Raw genomic sequence first — 19,812 nt, 5'->3', positions numbered from 1 at the left:
TCCTTAGTTCTGCACTTCTTGAGAGGTGAATTGCTGCTGGCAACGGCGTTTGCCCTGAGCCAACTGTTCCATAACGGTTTTCAGATTGTGCGTTGTGAGAGAGTAGTAGCGTTTAGCGACAATCGCGCTCAGCAAATAACAGATCGCCGGAACAATCGTGAATAGCGCGATAATGATGCTAATTGTGGCGCTGTTCTGCGCTTTTTCTGCTGCATCATATCCACCGTAAGCCAGCATCCATCCGATAAGTGCGCCTCCGAAGGCCAACCCCAGTTTGAGCACAAACAGCGTGCCAGCAAAACTGATCCCGGTGAGTCGTTTACCATTACACCACTCGCCGTAGTCAACGGTATCGGACATCATTACCCACTGGATAGGTGTCACCAGTTGATGCAACACACCAATCACGAAGATGAAGACAAACATGGTGATGCTGGCCTGCATGGGAACGAAGAACATCGCGAGGCTAATCACGGCCAGCAGGGCGTTCGTCCACCAGAAGACAGAGACTTTACATTTCCAGTCGGTCAGTGGTTTTGCCAGTGCGGAGCCAATCAGGTTACCCACGCAATAAGTGGTGAGAAAAGCGACAAACACTTCCGGCGTACCCAGAATCCACGTGACGTAATACATCATCGCCCCACCACGTACACACACCGCCAGAATATTAAAAATGGTGAGAATACCGACAATACGCCACTGGTCGTTTTGCCAGATATCACGTAAATCTTCCCGCATAGGCGTCGTCGTAGGTGGCGCTTCAACGCGTTCTTTAGTGGTGAAGAAACAGAAAGCCAGCATCATAAATGCCACCACGGAAAGCACCGCGATGCCGCCCTGGAAACCGAGTGGTTTATTATCACCACCAATTAAATTAACCAGCGGCATCATCAGCACAGTGGAGAGCATGCCTCCCGCGGTCGCCAGCACAAAACGCCAGGATTGCAGCGAGATACGCTGAGTCGGGTCATTGGTAATTACACCACCCAATGCGCAGTAAGGGATATTGACGACGGTATAAAGTAAGGTAAGTAGGGTATAAGTAATTGCTGCATAGATCATTTTACCGTTCATACTGAGATCTGGCGTGCTATATGCCAGTACACAGACCACACCAAATGGCAGTGCGCCAAACAGTACCCACGGTCGAAATTTACCCCAGCGAGAGCGCGTTCGATCGGCCAGCAACCCCATGCAAGGATCGGAAATCGCATCCAGTGCACGAGCGACCAAAAACATGGTTCCGACAAATCCGGCAGGAATACCAAAAATATCGGTGTAAAAGAACATCATATATAACATTACGTTATCGAAGATAATGTGGCTGGCGGCATCTCCCATGCCATAACCAATTTTCTCTTTAACGGACAACACTTCACTCTTCATCTGCTTTTCCTTGATGCTATGGGGGTGCTGAGACCGATAAAGAGTTTTGTAAACCATCCCTGCCAGAGTGAATATTCCGATATCTGGTTATTAATTTATGATTCTTGTTTTATGTGATCGTGGTAGCGATAAACCTACCCATATATCATTGGAATATATGATATTTATGTTAATTATAATGGGTTAGTGATAAAGCTTTGCGCATATTGCCCGGAAAAAAATGAACCAGGGGATGTAGAAACTCAAGGAAGTAGCTATAATGCGCCCCGCCTCCATGTAGCAATCGAGGCGCGGAAGATCGTCGTCTCCGGTGAGGCGGCTGGACTTCAAATCCAGTTGGGGCCGCCAGCGGTCCCGGGCAGGTTCGACTCCTGTGATCTTCCGCCAATTTGCCTCTTCTGAACTCTCCCGACATTCACAAAACCTCTTCTATTTCCTTATATACCTGGATTTCTTTGTATCCTGAGGTCAACCGACTTCAACCTGCGGCACGTTATTTTTGGGGGGCATTGGGGGTATCTTACCTGACTGATCTGGCCGCAATCACCGGGAAATCCTGTTCCCCGATGCTGCTTCATATCGACCTGGCTTTACCAGCGCTGATAAAACAACGGGAGCTGAAGCTGGCATTCCCTGGGATTTCTGGCTTACTACTGCGCCTGTTTTTCAACAAATCAACAGCAAGCAGGAGAGATCGTCCCCGGTATTGATCATGTCGATCGCTTTATCCATCCGCTGATTGATAATTGGCGAATGCAAGGTTTTCTCAGCAAGGCTCGCCACAATCTTCAGCACCGTTGCCTCATCTGGAGTGACTTCCAGCGATATCACACTCAGCAAATGCTTTGTGTAGAAATAGTCGAGGATCAAACGGTAAACCTGGCGCATAACCGTTGAGAAATCAGCCTCAGGAAAATGGCTGTGGTAAATTTTGTAGGTCAGTAAATTGCGCAATACATGCGGAGCGCTGAGGATAGATACCTGGCAAAGCTGCTGCCACTGCTTGTCCAGAACTGCAAACTTGTCAGCCAGAACCTGCTTATCCGGGCTGTTTGCTACGTCTAAATACACTGCCATCTTTCGATGCGCATCAGCAATAATACGATCCCTGCTGCTCTTATTCGCGACAAGCGAACCCAATACCGTCAGCGCACGCACCTTCAATCCCACCGACTCCGTAGGCGTTGATTGACTCATCAGGCTAATACCTGCCGCCAGCTCGCTTAATAACTCCTGATGGTACTGTTCAGCCTGCACAAAATAGCGGTGCAGATCGAACTCAATACGCTGTAGGTAAACCATAAACTGTGCCAGCGCCATCAGATTCTCTTCAACGTTCAACGATGGCGACTGCAGGAGGTGCCAGGCAAAGAGATGCACAATCTGGTGGATCTGATTAACAGGCTGCTGAGCGGTGAAAGCGTTTTTCGCCTTCGCCAACAGCTCATCCTGTTCGTGCACTAACATGCTGTCGGCATCAAATAATACCAGCCGGGCTACTTCTGGACATGAGAGCACCATCGAATGGCGAGTTGTATCCGCGTAGTGCCTTTTGTTACGTGGATAAGTAGAACAGGTTTCTGAAAGCGCTTCTTCTCCCAGATCGCGATGAACCAGGCAGAGTTTATTTTCATCGAGAAACGGACACTGCCCCTGCGCGTCCAGTTTGATTATCGAATAGCGGCTTTTACCATTTCGCACCCGTAATAGATTCTCTTTCGCCAACTGGGCAATTTTCGGGTGTTGTTCGTTGAGGTAAGTATGATGGGTTTTCTTGTCGATGTGTATATTCCATCCCTGACAGCAGGAAATCAGGCAGTTGGGACCGACGCAGGAAAACTTCTTCACAAACTCGGGGGTTATTACTTTATGGATTTGCATAACATTCTTCGCGTTTAAAAAGCGAACAATAGCACGCTGTCAGAACAAAATGATAACGTCATAATCTGACGGTTTAACAAGTATTTCACCCGTTTCATAAATGTCGCCCCATCAAATGACTGGTTTACCTGAAGAACCATCCTCGCCATTTTTGCTATCATGCCTGCAACATAAACGACAAAACAGTATGCAGAGGAAAATATGAGTTCCACCAGAAAGGGAATGCTGAACGTTCTAATTGCCGCCGTTTTGTGGGGGAGTTCAGGGGTCTGCGCACAATACATCATGGAGCAAAGCCAGATGTCATCGCAGTTTCTTACCATGACGCGACTGATATTTGCCGGGTTTATTCTGCTGACACTCTCATTTGTCCACGGCGATAAAGTCTTCTCAATCATTAGAAATCATAAAGATGCCATCAGCCTGCTGATTTTTTCCATCGTTGGCGCGCTGACCGTCCAGCTTACTTTCTTACTGACCATCGAAAAATCCAATGCCGCTACAGCAACGGTGCTGCAATTTTTATCACCAACGATTATCGTGGCCTGGTTCTCACTAGTACGTAAATCACGCCCCGGCATTCTGGTATTTACCGCGATTTTGACCTCTCTCGTGGGCACCTTTTTGTTGGTCACCCACGGTAATCCGACATCGTTATCGATCTCTCCCGCCGCGCTGTTCTGGGGGATAGCTTCAGCCTTCGCTGCCGCATTCTATACAACATACCCCTCAACGCTCATTGCCCGTTACGGCACGCTGCCCGTCGTTGGCTGGAGTATGCTCATTGGTGGTCTGATCCTGCTACCTTTTTATGCCGGGCAAGGAACAAATTTCGTGGTTAATGGCAGCCTGATCCTGGCGTTTTTCTATCTGGTGGTAATTGGAACTTCACTGACCTTTAGTCTGTATTTGAAGGGCGCACAGTTAATTGGCGGGCCGAAAGCCAGCATTTTGAGTTGCGCAGAACCGTTAAGTAGCGCGCTGCTTTCTTTGCTGTTACTGGGGATCACCTTCACATTACCAGACTGGTTAGGGACACTATTGATTCTTTCATCAGTAATATTAATTTCTGTAGATTCCCGCCGCCGCGCCAGAAAAATTTAACTATCCAGCGCGGTACGGTTGATGATTACCAGCCCGGCACCGCGCCACCGTTAAAGATAGTTTCTGCCGCTTTAGCCACTTCCGGTGATTGATAAGATTGCAAAAATTCCTTCACATTTTCTGCATCCTTATTATCTGCCCGCGCCACCAGAATATTCACATACGGCGAATTTTTATCTTCAATAAAAACGCTGTCATGCACCGGGGAAAGCCCGGTTTGCTGAATATAAGTCGTGCTGATAATTGCCACATCCACTTTCGGATCATCCAGCACTCGCGGTAATTGTGCCCCTTCCAGCTCCATTATCTGCAAATGGCGCGGGTTCCCGGTAATATCCAGCGCCGTTGGCAGTAAACCTTTTCCCTCTTGCAGGGTGATCAGTTTCTCTTTTTGCAGCAGTAACAGCGCACGCCCCAGATTGGTCGGATCATTCGGAATTGCTACTGTCGCCCCATCTTCTAGCTGATCGACCGTTTTGATTTTTTTCGAATAACCAGCCATCGGGAAGACAAAGGTATTTCCCACCGCCACCAGCTTGTAACCATGAGCCTGATTATCCTGTTCAAGGAAAGGGCGATGCTGGAAAACGTTGGCATCCAGTTCACCATGATTTGTTGCATCGTTAGGCAGCAATGAGCCACTAAATCCTACCAGTTCAACCTCAAGGCCATACTTCTCTTTGGCCACTTTTTTAGCGACTTCCGCCACATCCTGTTCAGCACCGTTAATTACGCCAACTTTAATGTGTTTTGTATCGCTGCTTTGCTGGTCGCAGCCTGCCAGCAAGATCCCCGCCAGTAATAATGCAGCCCCTGTCCGTAGATGATGTGTTGTCAGTTTCATTTTTTATCCTTTTATTAATGATTACCTGACTATAGCGGTAAGGTCGCTGCGGTTTAAAAAACGAAACGCTATCGATAAGAATAAAAAGGAATAAAAGAGGCATATAAGGTCTGGCACTTCTTACTGACTACACAAGCGCGTTTCGTACAGCATGATGAGAGCGAATAAAGCAAACTACACTTATGCTTTATTCGATGCGCATTTGTAAGAGGTTAAATCCATGAAATCAACGACACTACTGCTTATTTTCACCGTTTTTACTGTGCCAGATATCGTATACGCCGAGTCACCTTTTAGCTCATTACAATCCGCAAAAGAGAAAAATACGGTATTGCAGGATTTGCGGAAAATTTGCACCCCACAGGCTTCATTGTCAGATGAAGCATGGGAAAAGTTAATGTTGTCAGATGAAGGCAATAAACAACACATACGCGAAGCCATCGTGGCGATGGAGCGTAATAATCAGAATAACTACTGGGAAGCGTTGGGTCGGGTAGAATGCCCGGATATGTAAGAGTGGCAATGACCTCTGACTAACGCCTCTTTAACCTGACATCAGGATTTCTTCATTTTCACCTTTGCGGTAACCAACAGTGCGGTAAGCAACATCAACGTACCGGACAATATTAACGGCGAAGTCAGGCCAATGTTATCCAACGCATAACCGCCGATTGCCGCGCCACAGGTATTGGCAAGCTGAATAACGGCCACCTGAATAGACCCGGCTTTTTCTGCTTGATCAGCCAGTGAGCGGGTGATCCACGTTGACCAGCCAACGGGAATTAAAGCAAAGGTCAGCCCCCAGATAATCGCCACGCCGGTAGCAACAATTTTATCGCTTCCCCACAACACCAGTATCAGCGCGCTAAAGGCGAGCACTAACGGTGCGCCCGCTAAGGCCAGTTTTACCGAACGTTTAAGAATGATCGACGAAAGCGATGTACCGACAAAGCTGGCGAGACCAAAACTCAGCAGTACCAGCGTTAAGCCATCTACGCCGAATCCCGCCAGATTCATATACACAGGGCGAATATAAGTGAAGAAAGCGAATTGCCCCGCAAAGGACATAAAGATAGCGATCATCCCGGCCATCACCCCCGGACGCTGCAACAGGCGGAAGGTATTTTGCTTCTGATGTGACGGTTCGCCAGGCAGTGAGGGCAATGATTTAATAATCCAGAAAATACACAGAACGCCCATCACTGCCGCCGCGTTAAAGACATTGCGCCAGCCGATAAGCTCGCCTAAAAAGCTGCCTAACGGCGCGGCAATCACCAGCGCGATAGAAACGGCACCGAAGATCACCGACAGAGCCTTCGGCACCATTCGAGGCGGCACTAGCCGCATGGTCAGCGACGCTGACATTGCCCAGAACCCACCCAGCGCCAGTCCCAGACAAGCGCGGCCGATTAACAACATCCTGAAGGAACTGGCAAAGGAAACCAGCAAGCAAGAGAGCGTCAGCAAAACGGCAAACAAAATAACAACGTAGCGACGGTCAGTGGCCTGAATTGTCTGGGTAATAAACAAACTGGCAAACATCGCTACAAAGGCGGTAACAGTCACCGATTGTCCGGCAACCCCTTCCGAAATACCTAAATCCTGAGCCATTGGCGTCAATAAACTGACAGGCAAAAACTCAACGATAATCAGGCAAGCGACGCAAAACGCCACCGAGAAAACGGCTGACCAGTTCGGTCGGCTGATGGCACCCGCGCCGCGGTTTTCTGTAATAAATTCACTCATGGTGTTACTCGAGGCATGTTTCAGGGGAAAAGCCGACCACTTTAACATTGAAATGTGTGATGTATTTAACGTTTTTGCAACTTTTACGGTGTCGCATGAGGTAGGGGTAAGATTGAAACGGAACAAGACAAAGATTGCCGGATGCGGCGTGAACGCCTTATCCGTACTCGGTCTGTAGGCCTGATAAGACGCGCCAGCGTCGCATCAGGCAAAGCGGTTTTAATGCAGCCAGTGAACGCCCTCAGTAGGCTGAAAAAACGCGTTATAGCGCATCTGGAAAGCGGTAATTTCCTGCATTTCAGGCTCTGTCTCTCGTAGAAAACCCAGCGCCAGCCTCACCTGTGCATCGGTAATGGGTGCGGCGAGACGGGCTTTTTGCAAAATTCGATGCCACTGATGCAGGTTCTGTTCACTGCCATCGACAATGACAATTTGCCAGATGAGCAACACCTGCGCGGCGTTTTGCAAGTGCGACTCATCCGGGCGATGCAGATAACGTAAAAATTCGTCACCGGCTAATTTTCCCATCTGATCGACCATCGATTCGACAGGCACCACATCAATATTCAGCCGATCGCTCAGGCGGCGAATCGCTTTTCTGGCCCCGGATGTCAGCACCCGAAAACCAACCACAAACACCACCGCCAGCGTGGCAAGCATTATCCAGATCATGAGTTCTCCTGCGTAAACGGCACTCATGATATCTGGAAACACTTATCAGATACTAATCCACCAGGATGATTTTCAACGCAAATAGCGCCGCTACCACCACCACACACAGGTTCAGATCGCGCCAGCGCCCGGTGCACACTTTCATGATGCAGTACGACATAAAGCCCAGCGCGATACCTTCAGTAATTGAAAAGGTAAAAGGCATCATTACCGTGGTAATAAATGCGGGCACCGATTCGGTAAAATCATCCCAGTTAACGCGCGCCAGACTTGAAGTCATCAACACACCAACAAAGATTAACGCCCCGGCGGTTGCGTAAGGAGGAACCATCGCCACCAGCGGCGAGAAAAACATAACCAGCAGGAACATAACGCCGACCACTACCGCAGTCAGCCCCGTGCGACCACCGACCGCCACACCAGAAGTACTTTCAATATAGGCGGTAACAGAAGAGGTGCCGATAAACGCGCCAGCCACCGAACTGACGCTATCGACATACAGCGCCTTATTCATATTCGGGAATTTACCGTGACTATCTATTAAGCCAGCCTTATCAGTTACGCCAATTAATGTTCCTGATGAATCAAATAGGTTGATCAACATAAAGGAGAAAATGATACCGGCCAGTTCAAGCGACAATGCTCCGCTCAAATCAACTTCACCAATAACACCGCTAATATCAGGTGGAATGGAATAGATGCCGCTAAAATGAACATCACCAAAAAATAATCCACAGCAGGAAGTAACAACAATAGAAACCAACACCGCGGCGTGAAAATTACGTGATGACAACACGGTTATAATAAAAAAACCTAAAATACCCAACAACACACCATGAGAACTTAAATCACCAATCATCACCAGCGTATCTTTATTGGCGACAATAACACCGGTGTTTTTTAATCCCATTAAGGCAATAAATAACCCGATGCCACTGGTGATACCAATACGTAAACTTAACGGAATGTTAGATATCATCCAGTAACGTATACGAAAAAGCGTGAGCAAAAATAGCCCTATTGCGCCCCAGAATATAGCGCCCATACCGGTCTGCCAGGAGATGCCCATTGCCCCCACCACCACAAACGCAAAGAAGGCATTCAGCCCCATTGCTGGAGCCAGCGCTACGGGTAAGTTAGCAAATATCCCCATCGCAATGCTGCCGATACCGGCAATCAGACAGGTGGTGACAAACACCACTTTCGGATCCATTTGCGCCGCACCGAGAATTTGCGGGTTAACGAAAACGATGTACACCATGGTTAAAAAAGTGGTCATCCCTGCAATCAATTCTGTGCGGACGGTGGTCCCATGTTGCGGCAGTTTAAATAATCGCGAAAGCGTCCCTGATTCATTACTCACGTAATCGGTATTGTCATTATTCATTTTTTTGTCCATTGAAGGAGATTTAATTCCTTGCTTTTGTAAAACAAATGACAACAACGGTTCAGTGATAATTATCACATTTCAATTGCACATTAATGGATATTCTTTAATAATCTCGCGACGTTTCTTTATGATAAATAATAATCAAACTGATAAAATCAAAATGAGAAAAACATGAATAATTCTATTAGCCATAAATTTCATCACATTAGTCGGGGCGAATACCAGGAATTGTTAGCCGTATCCCGTGGAGAAGCCGTTGCCGATTATATTATTGATAATGTCTCTATTCTGGATCTGATCAATGGCGGAGAAATTTCCGGCCCGATAGTGATTAAAGGGCGTTACATTGCCGGTGTTGGCGCAGAATACGCCGACGCTCCGGCTTTGCATCGAATTGATGCTAACGGCGCAACGGCAGTGCCGGGGTTTATTGATGCTCACCTGCATATTGAATCCAGCATGATGACGCCAGTCACCTTTGAAACCGCCACCCTGCCGCGTGGCCTGACAACCGTCATTTGCGACCCTCATGAAATCGTCAACGTCATGGGTGAAGCCGGATTCGCCTGGTTTGCCCGCTGCGCTGAACAGGCAAGGCAGAATCAGTATTTGCAGGTCAGTTCTTGCGTTCCCGCCCTGGAAGGCTGCGATGTAAACGGTGCCAGTTTTACCCTCGAACAGATGCTCACCTGGCGGGATCATCCGCAGGTTACCGGTCTGGCCGAGATGATGGACTATCCAGGCGTGATTAGCGGCCAAAATGCGCTACTCGATAAACTGGACGCGTTTCGCCATCTGACGCTGGACGGTCACTGTCCCGGTTTGGGTGGTAAAGAACTTAACGCTTATATTGCTGCGGGTATTGAAAACTGCCACGAAAGTTATCTGCTGGAAGAAGGTCGCCGGAAATTACAACTCGGTATGTCGTTGATGATCCGCGAAGGGTCCGCCGCCCGCAATCTCAATGCACTGGCACCGTTGATCAACGAATTTAACAGCCCGCAATGCATGCTCTGTACCGATGACCGTAACCCGTGGGAAATTGCCCATGAAGGGCATATCGACGCCTTAATCCGCCGCCTGATCGAACAACACAATGTGCCGCTGCATGTGGCATATCGTGTAGCCAGTTGGTCGACGGCGCGTCATTTTGGTCTTAATCATCTCGGTTTACTGGCACCAGGCAAACAGGCCGATATCGTTCTGCTAAGTGACGCGCGTAAGGTCACAGTACAACAGGTACTGGTGAAAGGCGAACCGATTGACGCACAAACCTTACAGGCACAAGAGTCGGTAAGACTGGCGCAATCTGCCCCGCCGTATGGCAATACCATTGCCCGCCAGCCAGTTTCCGCCAGCGACTTTGCGCTGCAATTTACTCCCGGAAAACGCTATCGTGTCATTGACGTTATTCATAACGAACTGATTACGCACTCCCGCTCCTGCGTTTACAGCGAAAACGGTTTTGATCGCGATGATGTGTGCTTTATTGCCGTGCTTGAGCGCTACGGACAACGACTGACTCCGGCCTGTGGTTTGCTCGGCGGCTTTGGCCTGAACGAAGGCGCGATGGCGGCGACGGTCAGCCATGACAGCCATAATATTGTGGTGATCGGTCGTAGCACCGAAGAAATGGCGCTGGCGGTGAATCAGGTTATTCAGGACGGCGGTGGGCTTTGCGTAGTACGTAACGGTCAGGTACAGAGCCACCTGCCGTTGCCCATTGCCGGGCTGATGAGCACCGACACAGCGCAGTCACTGGCGGAACAAATTGACGCATTGAAAGTCGCCGCCCGTGAATGTGGTCCACTACCGGATGAACCGTTTATTCAGATGGCATTTCTTTCCCTGCCAGTGATCCCCGCGCTGAAACTGACCAGCCAGGGTTTGTTTGATGGCGAGACGTTTTCCTTCACTACACTTGAGATCGCGGAATAAAAAAAGCCCGGCATCATGCCGGGCAAAAGTCACCAGTTACGTTTATGCCACTGTCAACTGCTGAATTTTTTTCTCGCGGCGGATTTTGCGTTCTTCCATCACCGCGACTATCGCCATCAGGCAGATACAGCCAATTGCGGCGATATCCAGCGCGGCGAAGGTTCCAGCCCAGCCGGTAAGGCCGAATACCGGAGTACCATCGGCAATCATCCCCAGACCTAACTTGGCAAAGCTGTCACCAATCAGGTAGGCGAAGGTGCCTTTAATCCCGTCGGCAGCGCCGATCGCTTTTTTCGGTACAAAGCCAACAGCCGCCACGCCAATCAACAGTTGCGGACCAAATACCAGGAAACCTAATGCAAAGAGAGAAGCCAGGTAGATGTATTGATTGCTGGCGTGCTGATACACACCGAGTGTCGCGATAATCAGTGCCAGCGCGATGCAGGCCACCAGGCCACGGCGACCATTCGCCAGGTCGGAGAGCCAGCCCCACAGCAGCGTACCGACCAGTGCGCCTGCTTCAAACAGCGTAAAGCCCTGAATCGCTACCGCTTTAGAGAGTTTGAGTTCCTGGAAAGCGTAGACGGTTGACCACTGGTCGATACCAATACGCACCACGTACAGGAAGATGTTGGCGAAGCACAGCAGCCAGATCACTTTGTTTTTCAAAACATATTCGACAAAGATCTGCCACTTGGTCATATCCGTGGATTCCGTCTCTTTGTCCTCTTCGCTGATCTCTTCACCGAACAGTTCTTCGGCTTTGCCAAGACCATAAGCTTCAGGGGAGTCACTTCCGTAACGCAGACCGATAAAACCGACAATCAGTGCAATAATCGACGGGAAAATAAACATGCCAATCACGTGGCCATCGAACAGGTAATTTGCGCCGAACAGCGCCACACCCGCCGCACCCGCGCCGCCGAGGTTGTGGGAAATGTTCCAGAAACCGAGGAACGTCCCGCGCTTACGACGCGGCGTCCATTTGGTGATGGTGGAGTAACTGCACGAACCGCCGGTGCTCTGGAAAAAGCCGCTTAAGGCGTAGAAAGCAATCATCAGGAACAGGCTAACCGAGCCGCTGCCCATACTGGCACTGAACCCCAGCATACAAATGGCTGAAAGGATCAGCATGAATGGCAGGAACTGCTTAGTATTTTTGCCGTCAGCGTAATAGGAAACCAGCGTTTTACCCACGCCATAGGTGATGGAGAAGCCCAGTCCTATCATCCCCAACTGCGTCATGCTCAGCCCGTAGGTGGAGATCATGTCGTTCTGCGCAATGTTAAAGTTCTTACGAATCAGGTACATCGTCAGGTAGCCAATAAAGACCACCAGGTAGGATTGCATGAACGGTTTGAACCACATTTTGCGCCGCACTTCGAGCGGAAGATCCAGAGTCGGCTTGCGAACCTGGTTGAGGAAAGCCAGCATGGGTTACTCCTGAAATGAATACCTGCGTGAGGTATTCATTGTAAAAATCAGCAGCAAATCAGGCCTGGGATAGCGTCCAGGCAAAACCAGGAAAATTTCTTAGTTTTGCCGGATATGAAGTAAAAAGGTGAGATGCATCACGCTTCGCGTGGTGCCTGAGCATTCAAAAAGGGCAGTAACAGCAGCGCCGAAATCCCGGCGGCGATAGCGATAACCACAAAAAAACCGCTCCAGTGCCAGGTATCGAGCACTTTCGCCAGCGGCCAACCGGCGAGCGATGCCCCAAGATAAGCAAACAAGCCGACAAACCCCGTCGCTGCCCCTGCAGCCTCTTTGTGAGAACACTCTGCCGCTGCCATGCCGATTAACATCTGCGGGCCAAAAACAAAAAAGCCAATGGTGAAAAAGCAGGTCGCCTGCATCACGTAACTGGCAAACGGCATCAGCCACAGCGAGCCGACAGAAAGCAAAATCCCCGCGGCGAATATCAAATTCATCGGCCCACGGTTACCGTTAAACAGTTTGTCCGATCCCCAGCCTGCAACCAGCGCACCGATAAATCCGCCCAGTTCAAACATGGTTACCGCGGTATTCGCCGTCACCAAATCGACGCCCAGCGTCTCGGACATGTACAAGTTGCCCCAGTCGTTAATCGCTGCACGAACCACGTAAACCAGCACGTAGCAGAACGAAAGCAGCCAGATGTATGGATTCAGCAACACATATTTGGTGAGGATCTCTTTACGTGTCAACCCCGCCCCTTCCTGTTGCTGGGCTACCTCCAGTGCGTCATGCCGCCATTCTCCGACCGCCGGTAAACCTAACGCCTGCGGGCGGTCGCGTAGCCGCCAGCAGAGAAAAACCCCCACTATAATGGCTAAACTTCCGGCAATCATCATCCCGATACGCCAGCTATAATGCAGCGCAACTGCCGCCATCACGATGGGGATCAACGCACCGCCAACGTTATGTGCCGTATTCCACAGCGCCCACCAACCGCCACGCTCGGTACGTGAATACCAGGCAGTTAACAGACGCGCACAAACCGGCGACCCCCAGCCCTGGAAAAAGGCGTTCAACACCCAGAGCACGGCAAACGCCCATAGCGAAGTGGAAAATCCAAACAGAATGTTGATGATGCCAGTCGCGATAAGCCCAATCCCCATAAAATAACGCGCATTTGAGCGGTCGCTGACAATGCCGGAGACAAACTTCGACAAACCGTAGGTGATATAAAACAGGGTTGCTAACAGGCCAATATCGCTACGACTTAGCACGCCGGTAGCAAGGATTTCCGGCATAGCGGCGTTAAAACTTTTACGCGTGAAATAAAACAGCGCATAACCTAACCAGATGGTCAACAAAATATGCCGACGCCAGTAGCGGTAGCAGGCATCAATTTCACGTTTATCACTCATCAGCGGCGCGTCGGCAGGCGCTTTCAGAAACTGCAACATCATCAAGCCTTAGACATAACGTTGGGGGAGAGAGACACTGACGCGTGTGCCGTGCAGACAGGAGATGGTTAAGGTGCCGCCCAGCGCCGTTACACGCTCACGCATTCCGGTGAGGCCAAAACCGTGTTGCCCTGAGTCTGGCGGCAAACCGCTACCATCGTCTTCAATCACCAGCATTAACCGCTCATCCTGCTGCCAGCCTTGCAGCGTGACCGCACTGGCATCGGCATGTTTCACAATGTTGTTCAGCCCTTCCTGGCAGACACGAAACAGCGTTACTCGCTGGTTTTCACTTAACGCCGATTCATCTATCCGCCATTCGAGATGACTGATAATACCGCGCCCCTCCAGTTCCATTTCTCGCATCAGTGAACGAATGGCCTGCTCAAGAGTGAGGTCATCCAACTGACGTGGGCGTAACCGCCCTAACAAGCGGCGCACCGCGTCGTAAACGCCCAGCGACAGTTGTTCGATTAGCTGCCCACTCTGCTTCACACTGGCGTTATCCGCTGCCAGTCGCTGAACAATGCCCGCCTGGGTGCGAATAGCGGTGATGGTCTGGCCGATATCATCGTGCAGTTCACGCGCTACGTCGCGGCGCACGCTCTCTTCGGTTTCCAGCAAACGTTCGGCAAGATGCTGATTGCGCGCCAGTTCCTTTTGCAGCGACTGGTTAAGCTCGCGCAGTCGCTGAATACCTGCACCAAGCAACAAGCCTGTAAGGCTTTGCACCAGCAGCGAGAGCAATAAATCCACCGGATGATCATGCCATGTCTGGCTGGCAATCAACGCAATGGCGTTCATCAGCGTCGCAATCAGCGCTCCTTGCCAGCCATAGTGCCAGGCCAGGGCAATAATCGGCAGCGCCAGGCAGAATGGCGTAAAGCGCGACAGTTCGTTCGGCAGCCCCAGTTGCAGCCAGAGACTGATAACAAACAGCAGCAAGTACCAGACCAGATGGCGTCCACGCCAGTTTATCGGCTGAGAAACCAGCGACGGCCCCAGCGGTAGCCAGGTGTTATTCGCCAGGTAATGCCAGAACACGAGACAAACAGGAGCCAGCGTCAGACCGCCAGTTAAGGTCAATAACAGCGCGTTCCACGACTCGTTTCCATACCTGTGCCAAAGCCAGGGCAGTGACTGTAACAACGCTGCCGCCGTCAACGCTGCTCCTTGTAACAGCAACGTGCGCCAGTCACGCTGATGGCGATAGCGAGAAATCAACGCCACGGGCAGTAACGTCAGTAAACTACCGATCATCAATAACGGAAAATGCGTTAACCCAACCGCCTGCATCAACCAGTAAATCAGCAACCATTCCGCGCCCAGCAATACGGGCCAGTATCCGCGCGGGCATTGCAACATCAGTCCCAGCCGCAAGCCAAACGGGAACAGCAGCACAGCCAGCTCCGGGCGTTCAACCAAATGCAGGCTGATACTCCACAGGCAAAACCACGCGGCAGAGAAAATAAAAAAGCAGGCAATAACGGTAATTAAGCGGGAAAAAAACGTCTTCATCACCAGCCATCAAACATGCGGCGAGCCAGTTCAACGTCGTTACTGACGCCCAGTTTTTCCATCAGATTAGCGCGATGTACGTGCACTGTTTTAGGCGACAACCCCAGTTCAGCGGCGATCTCTTTTACTGCCATCCCTTGCGCCAGCTTTTCCGCCACCTGACGTTCGCGTTTGGTCAGTGGGTCCTGGCGGCCGGATGCCAGCTTAATGGCGATGTCCGGCGTCAGATAACAGCCGCCCGTGGCAACTGTATGCACGGCGGCGATCAGTTCGTCCGGGCTACAACGTTTGGAGAGAAAACCGCGCGCGCCCGCATTAAGCGCCTGTTCAACCAGCGCCGGACTGTCATGAACGGAGAGCATAATTGTCGCCATCCCTTTTGGTAGCAGACTTAGCAACTCCAGCCCCGAAATATCCGGCATTGAGATGTCGCAAATACACACCTGCACACCGCGCCCAGGCAATCCGGCCAGCGCCTCGCGCCCCGAGCCAAACTCAGCAACTACCTGCAAATCAGGTTCCAGCCCCAGCAACTGCGCAAAGCCGGAGCGGACGATAAGGTGATCGTCTATAAGGGCAACGGTGATCATGGTCTTGTCCTGGCGGGTAAAAAAACGCGCTTACCTTAACGATAAGCGCGCCGCTGTTCAAGCCTTGAGCGGTTACTGAAAGAACACTGCAATCTTGTTAAACATGGTCGGGTCAGACTGATTACGCTGCACGTTGACCACATCTTCCAGTTTGTCGATTTGGCTTATCATCTGCTCCAGCCGCTGGTCATCATTAACCAGTAGCCAAATATGGCTTTTGTCGCTGTCCTGAATCGGCAGGCAGAGAATACCCTCGACGTTAAAGGCGCGGCGGGCAAAAAGCCCACAAACGTGGGTCATTACGCCCGGATGGTTGCGAACGGTGAGTTCCAGAATCACGTTGTCATGAGTTGTGTTTTGCATGGTTTATTCCCCCACCATTTCAGTATTCGCCGCACCTGGCGGCACCATCGGGTAAACTTTTTCTTCGGCATCAATGCGCACGTGGATCAGCGCCGGGCCAGGGCGATTAATAATTTCCTGCAACGCAGCCTGCGGATCGGCTTCGTTATTCAAATCACAGGTTTCGAGACCGAATCCGGCGGCTATTTGCATAAAGTTGATTTTGCCCGGATAGGTGGCGGCAAAAACGCCCTGCTTGTAGAACAGGCTTTGCTGCTGATGCACCAACCCTAACGCTTCGTTGTTCATCAGAATGATTTTGACATCCAGTTGGTTTTCGCTGGCGGTGGCCATCTCCTGAATATTCATCATCAGACTGCCGTCACCGGAGAAACATAAAACTTTGCGATCCGGGTTTGCCAGCGCCGCGCCAATCGCCGCTGGCAGGCCAAAGCCCATGGTTCCCAGCCCACCGGAGGTCAGCCACTGACGAGGACGATTGAGCGGATACGCTTGTGCGGTCCACATCTGGTGCTGACCAACATCGGTCGTGATAATCGCGTTGTCATCCACACAGGCGGCAACGGCGTTGATCAGGCCGTAATGCGTTAACGGATCGCATGCTTTCGGGATAGGGCACGGGAATTCGCGTTGTAAATCAGCCACCTGTTGGTGCCACTCTGTACGCGGTTGGACTTCCACCAGTGGGATTAATTGCGCCAACACATCATCAACATCCGCCTGAATCGCCACGTGCGCTTGCTTAACTTTGCCCAGCTCTGCGCGGTCGATATCAACATGAATGATTTTCGCGTTCGGGCAGAACTCCTCGGTTTTGCCTATCGCCCGATCATCAAAACGTGCACCGAGAACAATCAGCAGATCCGCCTCCTGCAAGATAAAGTTGGTGCTGCGTACACCGTGCATTCCCAGCATACCCAGCGACAGCGGATGCGCTTTTGGCAACATGCCCAGCGCCATTAAGGTCATGGTGGTGGGCAGTTGCGCTTTCTCTGCCAGTTCACGCACCCGCGCAGGCGCGTTGATCACACCGCCTCCCAGATAAAGCACCGGGCGTTTGGCTGCGTTAATCATCGCTGCCGCGTCACGAATGCTCTCTTCACTAAAGGCAGGCGCGGCGGCTTTTTCTACCGGAGCAGGTTGTTCTTCAATCTCAAAAACCGCTGTTTGCACATCCTTAGGAATGTCTATCCACACCGGGCCAGGGCGGCCTGATTGCGCAATGCGAAAGGCATCGCTCATGACCTGCGGAAGTTCTTCGATATGTCTGACCAGATAGTTATGTTTGGTGATGGGGATAGAGATGCCGTAGGTATCGACTTCCTGGAAGGCGTCGGTGCCAATCATTGAGGCCGGAACCTGACCGGTGATGCAAATCAGCGGAATGGAGTCCAGCCTCGCATCGGCAATGGCAGTCACCAGATTAGTTGCTCCCGGCCCACTGCAGGCCATGCAAACCGCTGGTTTTCCGTCGGTGCGCGCCATCCCCTGGGCGATAAATCCCGCTCCTTGTTCGTGACGGGCCAGAATATGGCGGATTTGTGTACTTTGGCTTAAGGCGTCATAGACAGGGAGAATTGAGCCACCAGGGATCCCCGTCACAACCTTAATGCCCTGTTGTTCCAGGAAATAAACGATAAATTCTGCGCCAGTAAAGCGCTTACGTGTCGATGTTGTGCCCGAACTTGCCATGCTCCAGTCCTTTTCTTCTGGGCCGACTTTCCGGGGGTGCTTAAACGAAAAACCCCGCCCGGTTTGCGCCGGCGGGGTTTTGGAATCGTGTGTTGTTCCAGTCCCTACGGCGCATTGCCGACGACCACCACCACACGCACGACGACCACTGCGGCGGATGGCGCAGTTGGTAGTAGTTTTGCGTTGAGCATGGAAGTAGTCATTGGGGACCTTGTTTGTTTTGTGTTTAACAATATTTATACAAGCACAGGTTTACAGGAGAGACAATGGAAAATTTTTCATCAGGGAAAAAATGAGGGACTGATCACGTTTTGTACTGAAACGTAAGAAGTAAAAGACCACCTCCTGAGGAGGTGGTCTTTTACATTCTGCTGGCAGATTCGTGTCGATGCGATGCTGACGCATCGTATCCACCCTACAGAATTTATTTAAACTACAATCCATTCCGGAAACATTTATTGCCGCTGTTGTTTATATATTCTGCCGCTTCGTTATTCATCATTCCATATATATATCTGGCTAACATTTATCAATGTGATAGATTCCTCTCCCGCATTTATTGGAATGCGTAGCAACTTATTCTAAATATTCTTATATAAGCATCTGTGATAATGAAAACGCATAGAAACATCAATTTATTATTGATGTTGGTATTACTCGTGGCTGTCGGTCAGATGGCACAAACTATTTATATTCCAGCTATTGCCGATATGGCGCGCGATCTCAACGTCCGTGAAGGGGCGGTGCAGAGCGTAATGGGCGCGTATCTGCTGACCTACGGTGTCTCACAACTGTTTTATGGCCCAATTTCCGACCGTGTGGGTCGCCGCCCGGTGATCCTCGTCGGGATGTCCATTTTTATGTTAGCAACGCTGGTGGCGGTCACCACCTCCAGCCTGACGGTATTAATTACTGCCAGCGCAATGCAGGGAATGGGAACCGGTGTCGGTGGTGTGATGGCGCGTACATTACCGCGTGATCTGTATGAACGGACACAGCTACGTCACGCTAATAGCATGTTAAATATGGGTATTCTCGTCAGCCCTTTGCTTGCGCCATTAATTGGCGGTCTGCTGAATACCATGTGGAACTGGCGGGCCTGTTACCTGTTTTTGCTGGTGCTCTGTGCCGGTGTGACGTTCAGTATGGCGCGCTGGATGCCGGAAACGCGCCCTGTCGATGCGCCACGCACGCGCCTACTGACCAGTTATAAAACTCTTTTCGGTAACGGCGGTTTTAACTGCTATTTACTGATGCTTATTGGCGGTCTGGCAGGAATTGCCGCTTTCGAAGCCTGTTCTGGTGTGTTGATGGGCGCAGTATTAGGGCTGAGCAGTATGACGGTCAGTATTTTATTTATTCTGCCAATCCCGGCGGCATTTTTCGGCGCATGGTTTGCCGGACGCCCGAATAAACGGTTCTCTTCGTTAATGTGGCAGTCAGTTATCTGTTGCCTGCTGGCAGGACTGATGATGTGGATCCCTGGCTGGTTTGGCGTGATGAATGTCTGGACACTACTCGTTCCCGCCGCGCTGTTCTTTTTTGGTGCCGGAATGCTATTTCCGCTGGCCACCAGCGGCGCGATGGAGCCGTTTCCATTCCTGGCAGGTACTGCTGGCGCACTGGTTGGCGGCCTGCAAAACATTGGTTCCGGCGTACTGGCGTCGCTCTCTGCGATGCTGCCGCAAACCGGCCAAGGAAGTCAGGGGCTGTTGATGACCTTAATGGGGTTATTGATTGTGCTTTGCTGGCTGCCGCTGGCAACGCGGATATCACACCAGGGGCAGGCCGTTTAAG

Annotated in this window: 16 protein-coding genes, 1 tRNA gene and 1 pseudogene; 5 read left to right on the top strand and 13 right to left on the bottom strand. The window is 50.8% G+C overall.

Features of this window, described 5'->3' with window-relative positions; translation table 11 throughout:
* Window positions 1–3 precede the first annotated feature (3 nt).
* Window positions 4–1,386 (bottom strand): glycoside-pentoside-hexuronide family transporter, encoded by a 1,383-nt coding sequence (locus A1SC_RS05780; RefSeq protein WP_000834449.1) that lies wholly within the window; start codon window positions 1,384–1,386, stop codon window positions 4–6.
* A gap of 292 nt (window positions 1,387–1,678) precedes the next feature.
* On the opposite strand from A1SC_RS05780, the gene A1SC_RS05785 reads away from it, so the two are divergent.
* A tRNA-Sec gene (locus tag A1SC_RS05785) sits at window positions 1,679–1,773 on the top strand.
* Window positions 1,774–2,052: 279 nt separating this feature from the next.
* On the opposite strand, the gene fliB is transcribed toward A1SC_RS05785, so the two are convergent.
* Window positions 2,053–3,267 carry a flagellin lysine-N-methylase gene (gene fliB, locus A1SC_RS05790; protein WP_016262716.1) on the bottom strand — a complete coding sequence of 405 codons (1,215 nt, stop codon included), beginning with the start codon at window positions 3,265–3,267 and terminating at the stop codon, window positions 2,053–2,055.
* A 201-nt stretch (window positions 3,268–3,468) separates the two neighbouring features.
* Here fliB and A1SC_RS05795 point away from each other — a divergent pair.
* A pseudogene (locus tag A1SC_RS05795) lies at window positions 3,469–4,393 on the top strand (carboxylate/amino acid/amine transporter).
* A 3-nt stretch (window positions 4,394–4,396) separates the two neighbouring features.
* Here the strand turns inward: A1SC_RS05795 and nlpA are convergent.
* Window positions 4,397–5,215, bottom strand: a complete 819-nt coding sequence (gene nlpA, locus A1SC_RS05800) for a lipoprotein NlpA (RefSeq protein ID WP_000779416.1) — start codon at window positions 5,213–5,215, stop codon at window positions 4,397–4,399.
* Window positions 5,216–5,435: 220 nt separating this feature from the next.
* On the opposite strand from nlpA, the gene yicS reads away from it, so the two are divergent.
* Complete coding sequence (gene yicS / locus A1SC_RS05805; protein WP_000843473.1) at window positions 5,436–5,729, top strand: protein YicS; 294 nt, start codon at window positions 5,436–5,438, stop codon at window positions 5,727–5,729.
* Between the two features lie 41 nt (window positions 5,730–5,770).
* Here yicS and nepI read toward each other — a convergent pair whose 3' ends face one another.
* The 3 genes from nepI to adeQ all read right to left on the bottom strand — a co-directional run bounded on the left by nepI (window position 5,771) and on the right by adeQ (window position 9,020).
* Window positions 5,771–6,961 carry a purine ribonucleoside efflux pump NepI gene (gene nepI / locus A1SC_RS05810; RefSeq protein ID WP_001288577.1) on the bottom strand — a complete coding sequence of 397 codons (1,191 nt, stop codon included), beginning with the start codon at window positions 6,959–6,961 and terminating at the stop codon, window positions 5,771–5,773.
* Window positions 6,962–7,180: 219 nt separating this feature from the next.
* Window positions 7,181–7,633: a DUF1198 domain-containing protein gene (locus A1SC_RS05815; RefSeq protein ID WP_001517442.1), complete on the bottom strand. Its 453-nt coding sequence runs from the start codon at window positions 7,631–7,633 to the stop codon at window positions 7,181–7,183.
* A 52-nt stretch (window positions 7,634–7,685) separates the two neighbouring features.
* Complete coding sequence (adeQ, locus tag A1SC_RS05820; RefSeq protein WP_010377843.1) at window positions 7,686–9,020, bottom strand: adenine permease AdeQ; 1,335 nt, start codon at window positions 9,018–9,020, stop codon at window positions 7,686–7,688.
* Between the two features lie 174 nt (window positions 9,021–9,194).
* On the opposite strand from adeQ, the gene adeD reads away from it, so the two are divergent.
* On the top strand, window positions 9,195–10,961 hold the full coding sequence (gene adeD / locus A1SC_RS05825) for an adenine deaminase (protein WP_016262715.1): 1,767 nt from the start codon (window positions 9,195–9,197) through the stop codon (window positions 10,959–10,961).
* A 42-nt stretch (window positions 10,962–11,003) separates the two neighbouring features.
* Here adeD and uhpT read toward each other — a convergent pair whose 3' ends face one another.
* The 7 genes from uhpT to ivbL form a co-directional block, all read right to left on the bottom strand.
* On the bottom strand, window positions 11,004–12,395 hold the full coding sequence (uhpT, locus tag A1SC_RS05830) for a hexose-6-phosphate:phosphate antiporter (RefSeq protein ID WP_000879190.1): 1,392 nt from the start codon (window positions 12,393–12,395) through the stop codon (window positions 11,004–11,006).
* A gap of 137 nt (window positions 12,396–12,532) precedes the next feature.
* On the bottom strand, window positions 12,533–13,852 hold the full coding sequence (gene uhpC / locus A1SC_RS05835; protein WP_001517439.1) for an MFS transporter family glucose-6-phosphate receptor UhpC: 1,320 nt from the start codon (window positions 13,850–13,852) through the stop codon (window positions 12,533–12,535).
* Window positions 13,853–13,861: 9 nt separating this feature from the next.
* The gene (gene uhpB / locus A1SC_RS05840) at window positions 13,862–15,370 is read right to left on the bottom strand and encodes a signal transduction histidine-protein kinase/phosphatase UhpB (protein WP_001517438.1); all 1,509 of its coding nucleotides are present in this window, start codon (window positions 15,368–15,370) and stop codon (window positions 13,862–13,864) included.
* Entirely contained in the window at window positions 15,370–15,960 is a 591-nt protein-coding gene (gene uhpA / locus A1SC_RS05845; protein WP_000633662.1) for a response regulator transcription factor UhpA, read from the bottom strand. Before uhpA ends, uhpB begins: the two co-directional genes overlap by 1 nt.
* A gap of 72 nt (window positions 15,961–16,032) precedes the next feature.
* The gene (ilvN, locus tag A1SC_RS05850) at window positions 16,033–16,323 is read right to left on the bottom strand and encodes an acetolactate synthase small subunit (protein ID WP_016262714.1); all 291 of its coding nucleotides are present in this window, start codon (window positions 16,321–16,323) and stop codon (window positions 16,033–16,035) included.
* A gap of 3 nt (window positions 16,324–16,326) precedes the next feature.
* On the bottom strand, window positions 16,327–18,015 hold the full coding sequence (gene ilvB, locus A1SC_RS05855; protein WP_016262713.1) for an acetolactate synthase large subunit: 1,689 nt from the start codon (window positions 18,013–18,015) through the stop codon (window positions 16,327–16,329).
* A 104-nt stretch (window positions 18,016–18,119) separates the two neighbouring features.
* Complete coding sequence (gene ivbL / locus A1SC_RS05860) at window positions 18,120–18,218, bottom strand: ilvB operon leader peptide IvbL (protein ID WP_001300753.1); 99 nt, start codon at window positions 18,216–18,218, stop codon at window positions 18,120–18,122.
* 408 nt (window positions 18,219–18,626) lie between these two features.
* Between ivbL and emrD the strand changes: the two genes are divergently transcribed.
* Window positions 18,627–19,811 carry a multidrug efflux MFS transporter EmrD gene (emrD, locus tag A1SC_RS05865; RefSeq protein ID WP_016262712.1) on the top strand — a complete coding sequence of 395 codons (1,185 nt, stop codon included), beginning with the start codon at window positions 18,627–18,629 and terminating at the stop codon, window positions 19,809–19,811.
* Window position 19,812: the final 1 nt, after the last annotated feature.

Source organism: Escherichia sp. KTE52 (assembly GCF_000408325.1).
Lineage (GTDB): Bacteria > Pseudomonadota > Gammaproteobacteria > Enterobacterales > Enterobacteriaceae > Escherichia > Escherichia marmotae.
Note: the sequence above shows the minus strand (reverse complement) of the source record. Positions and strands in the feature narration are given on the sequence as shown.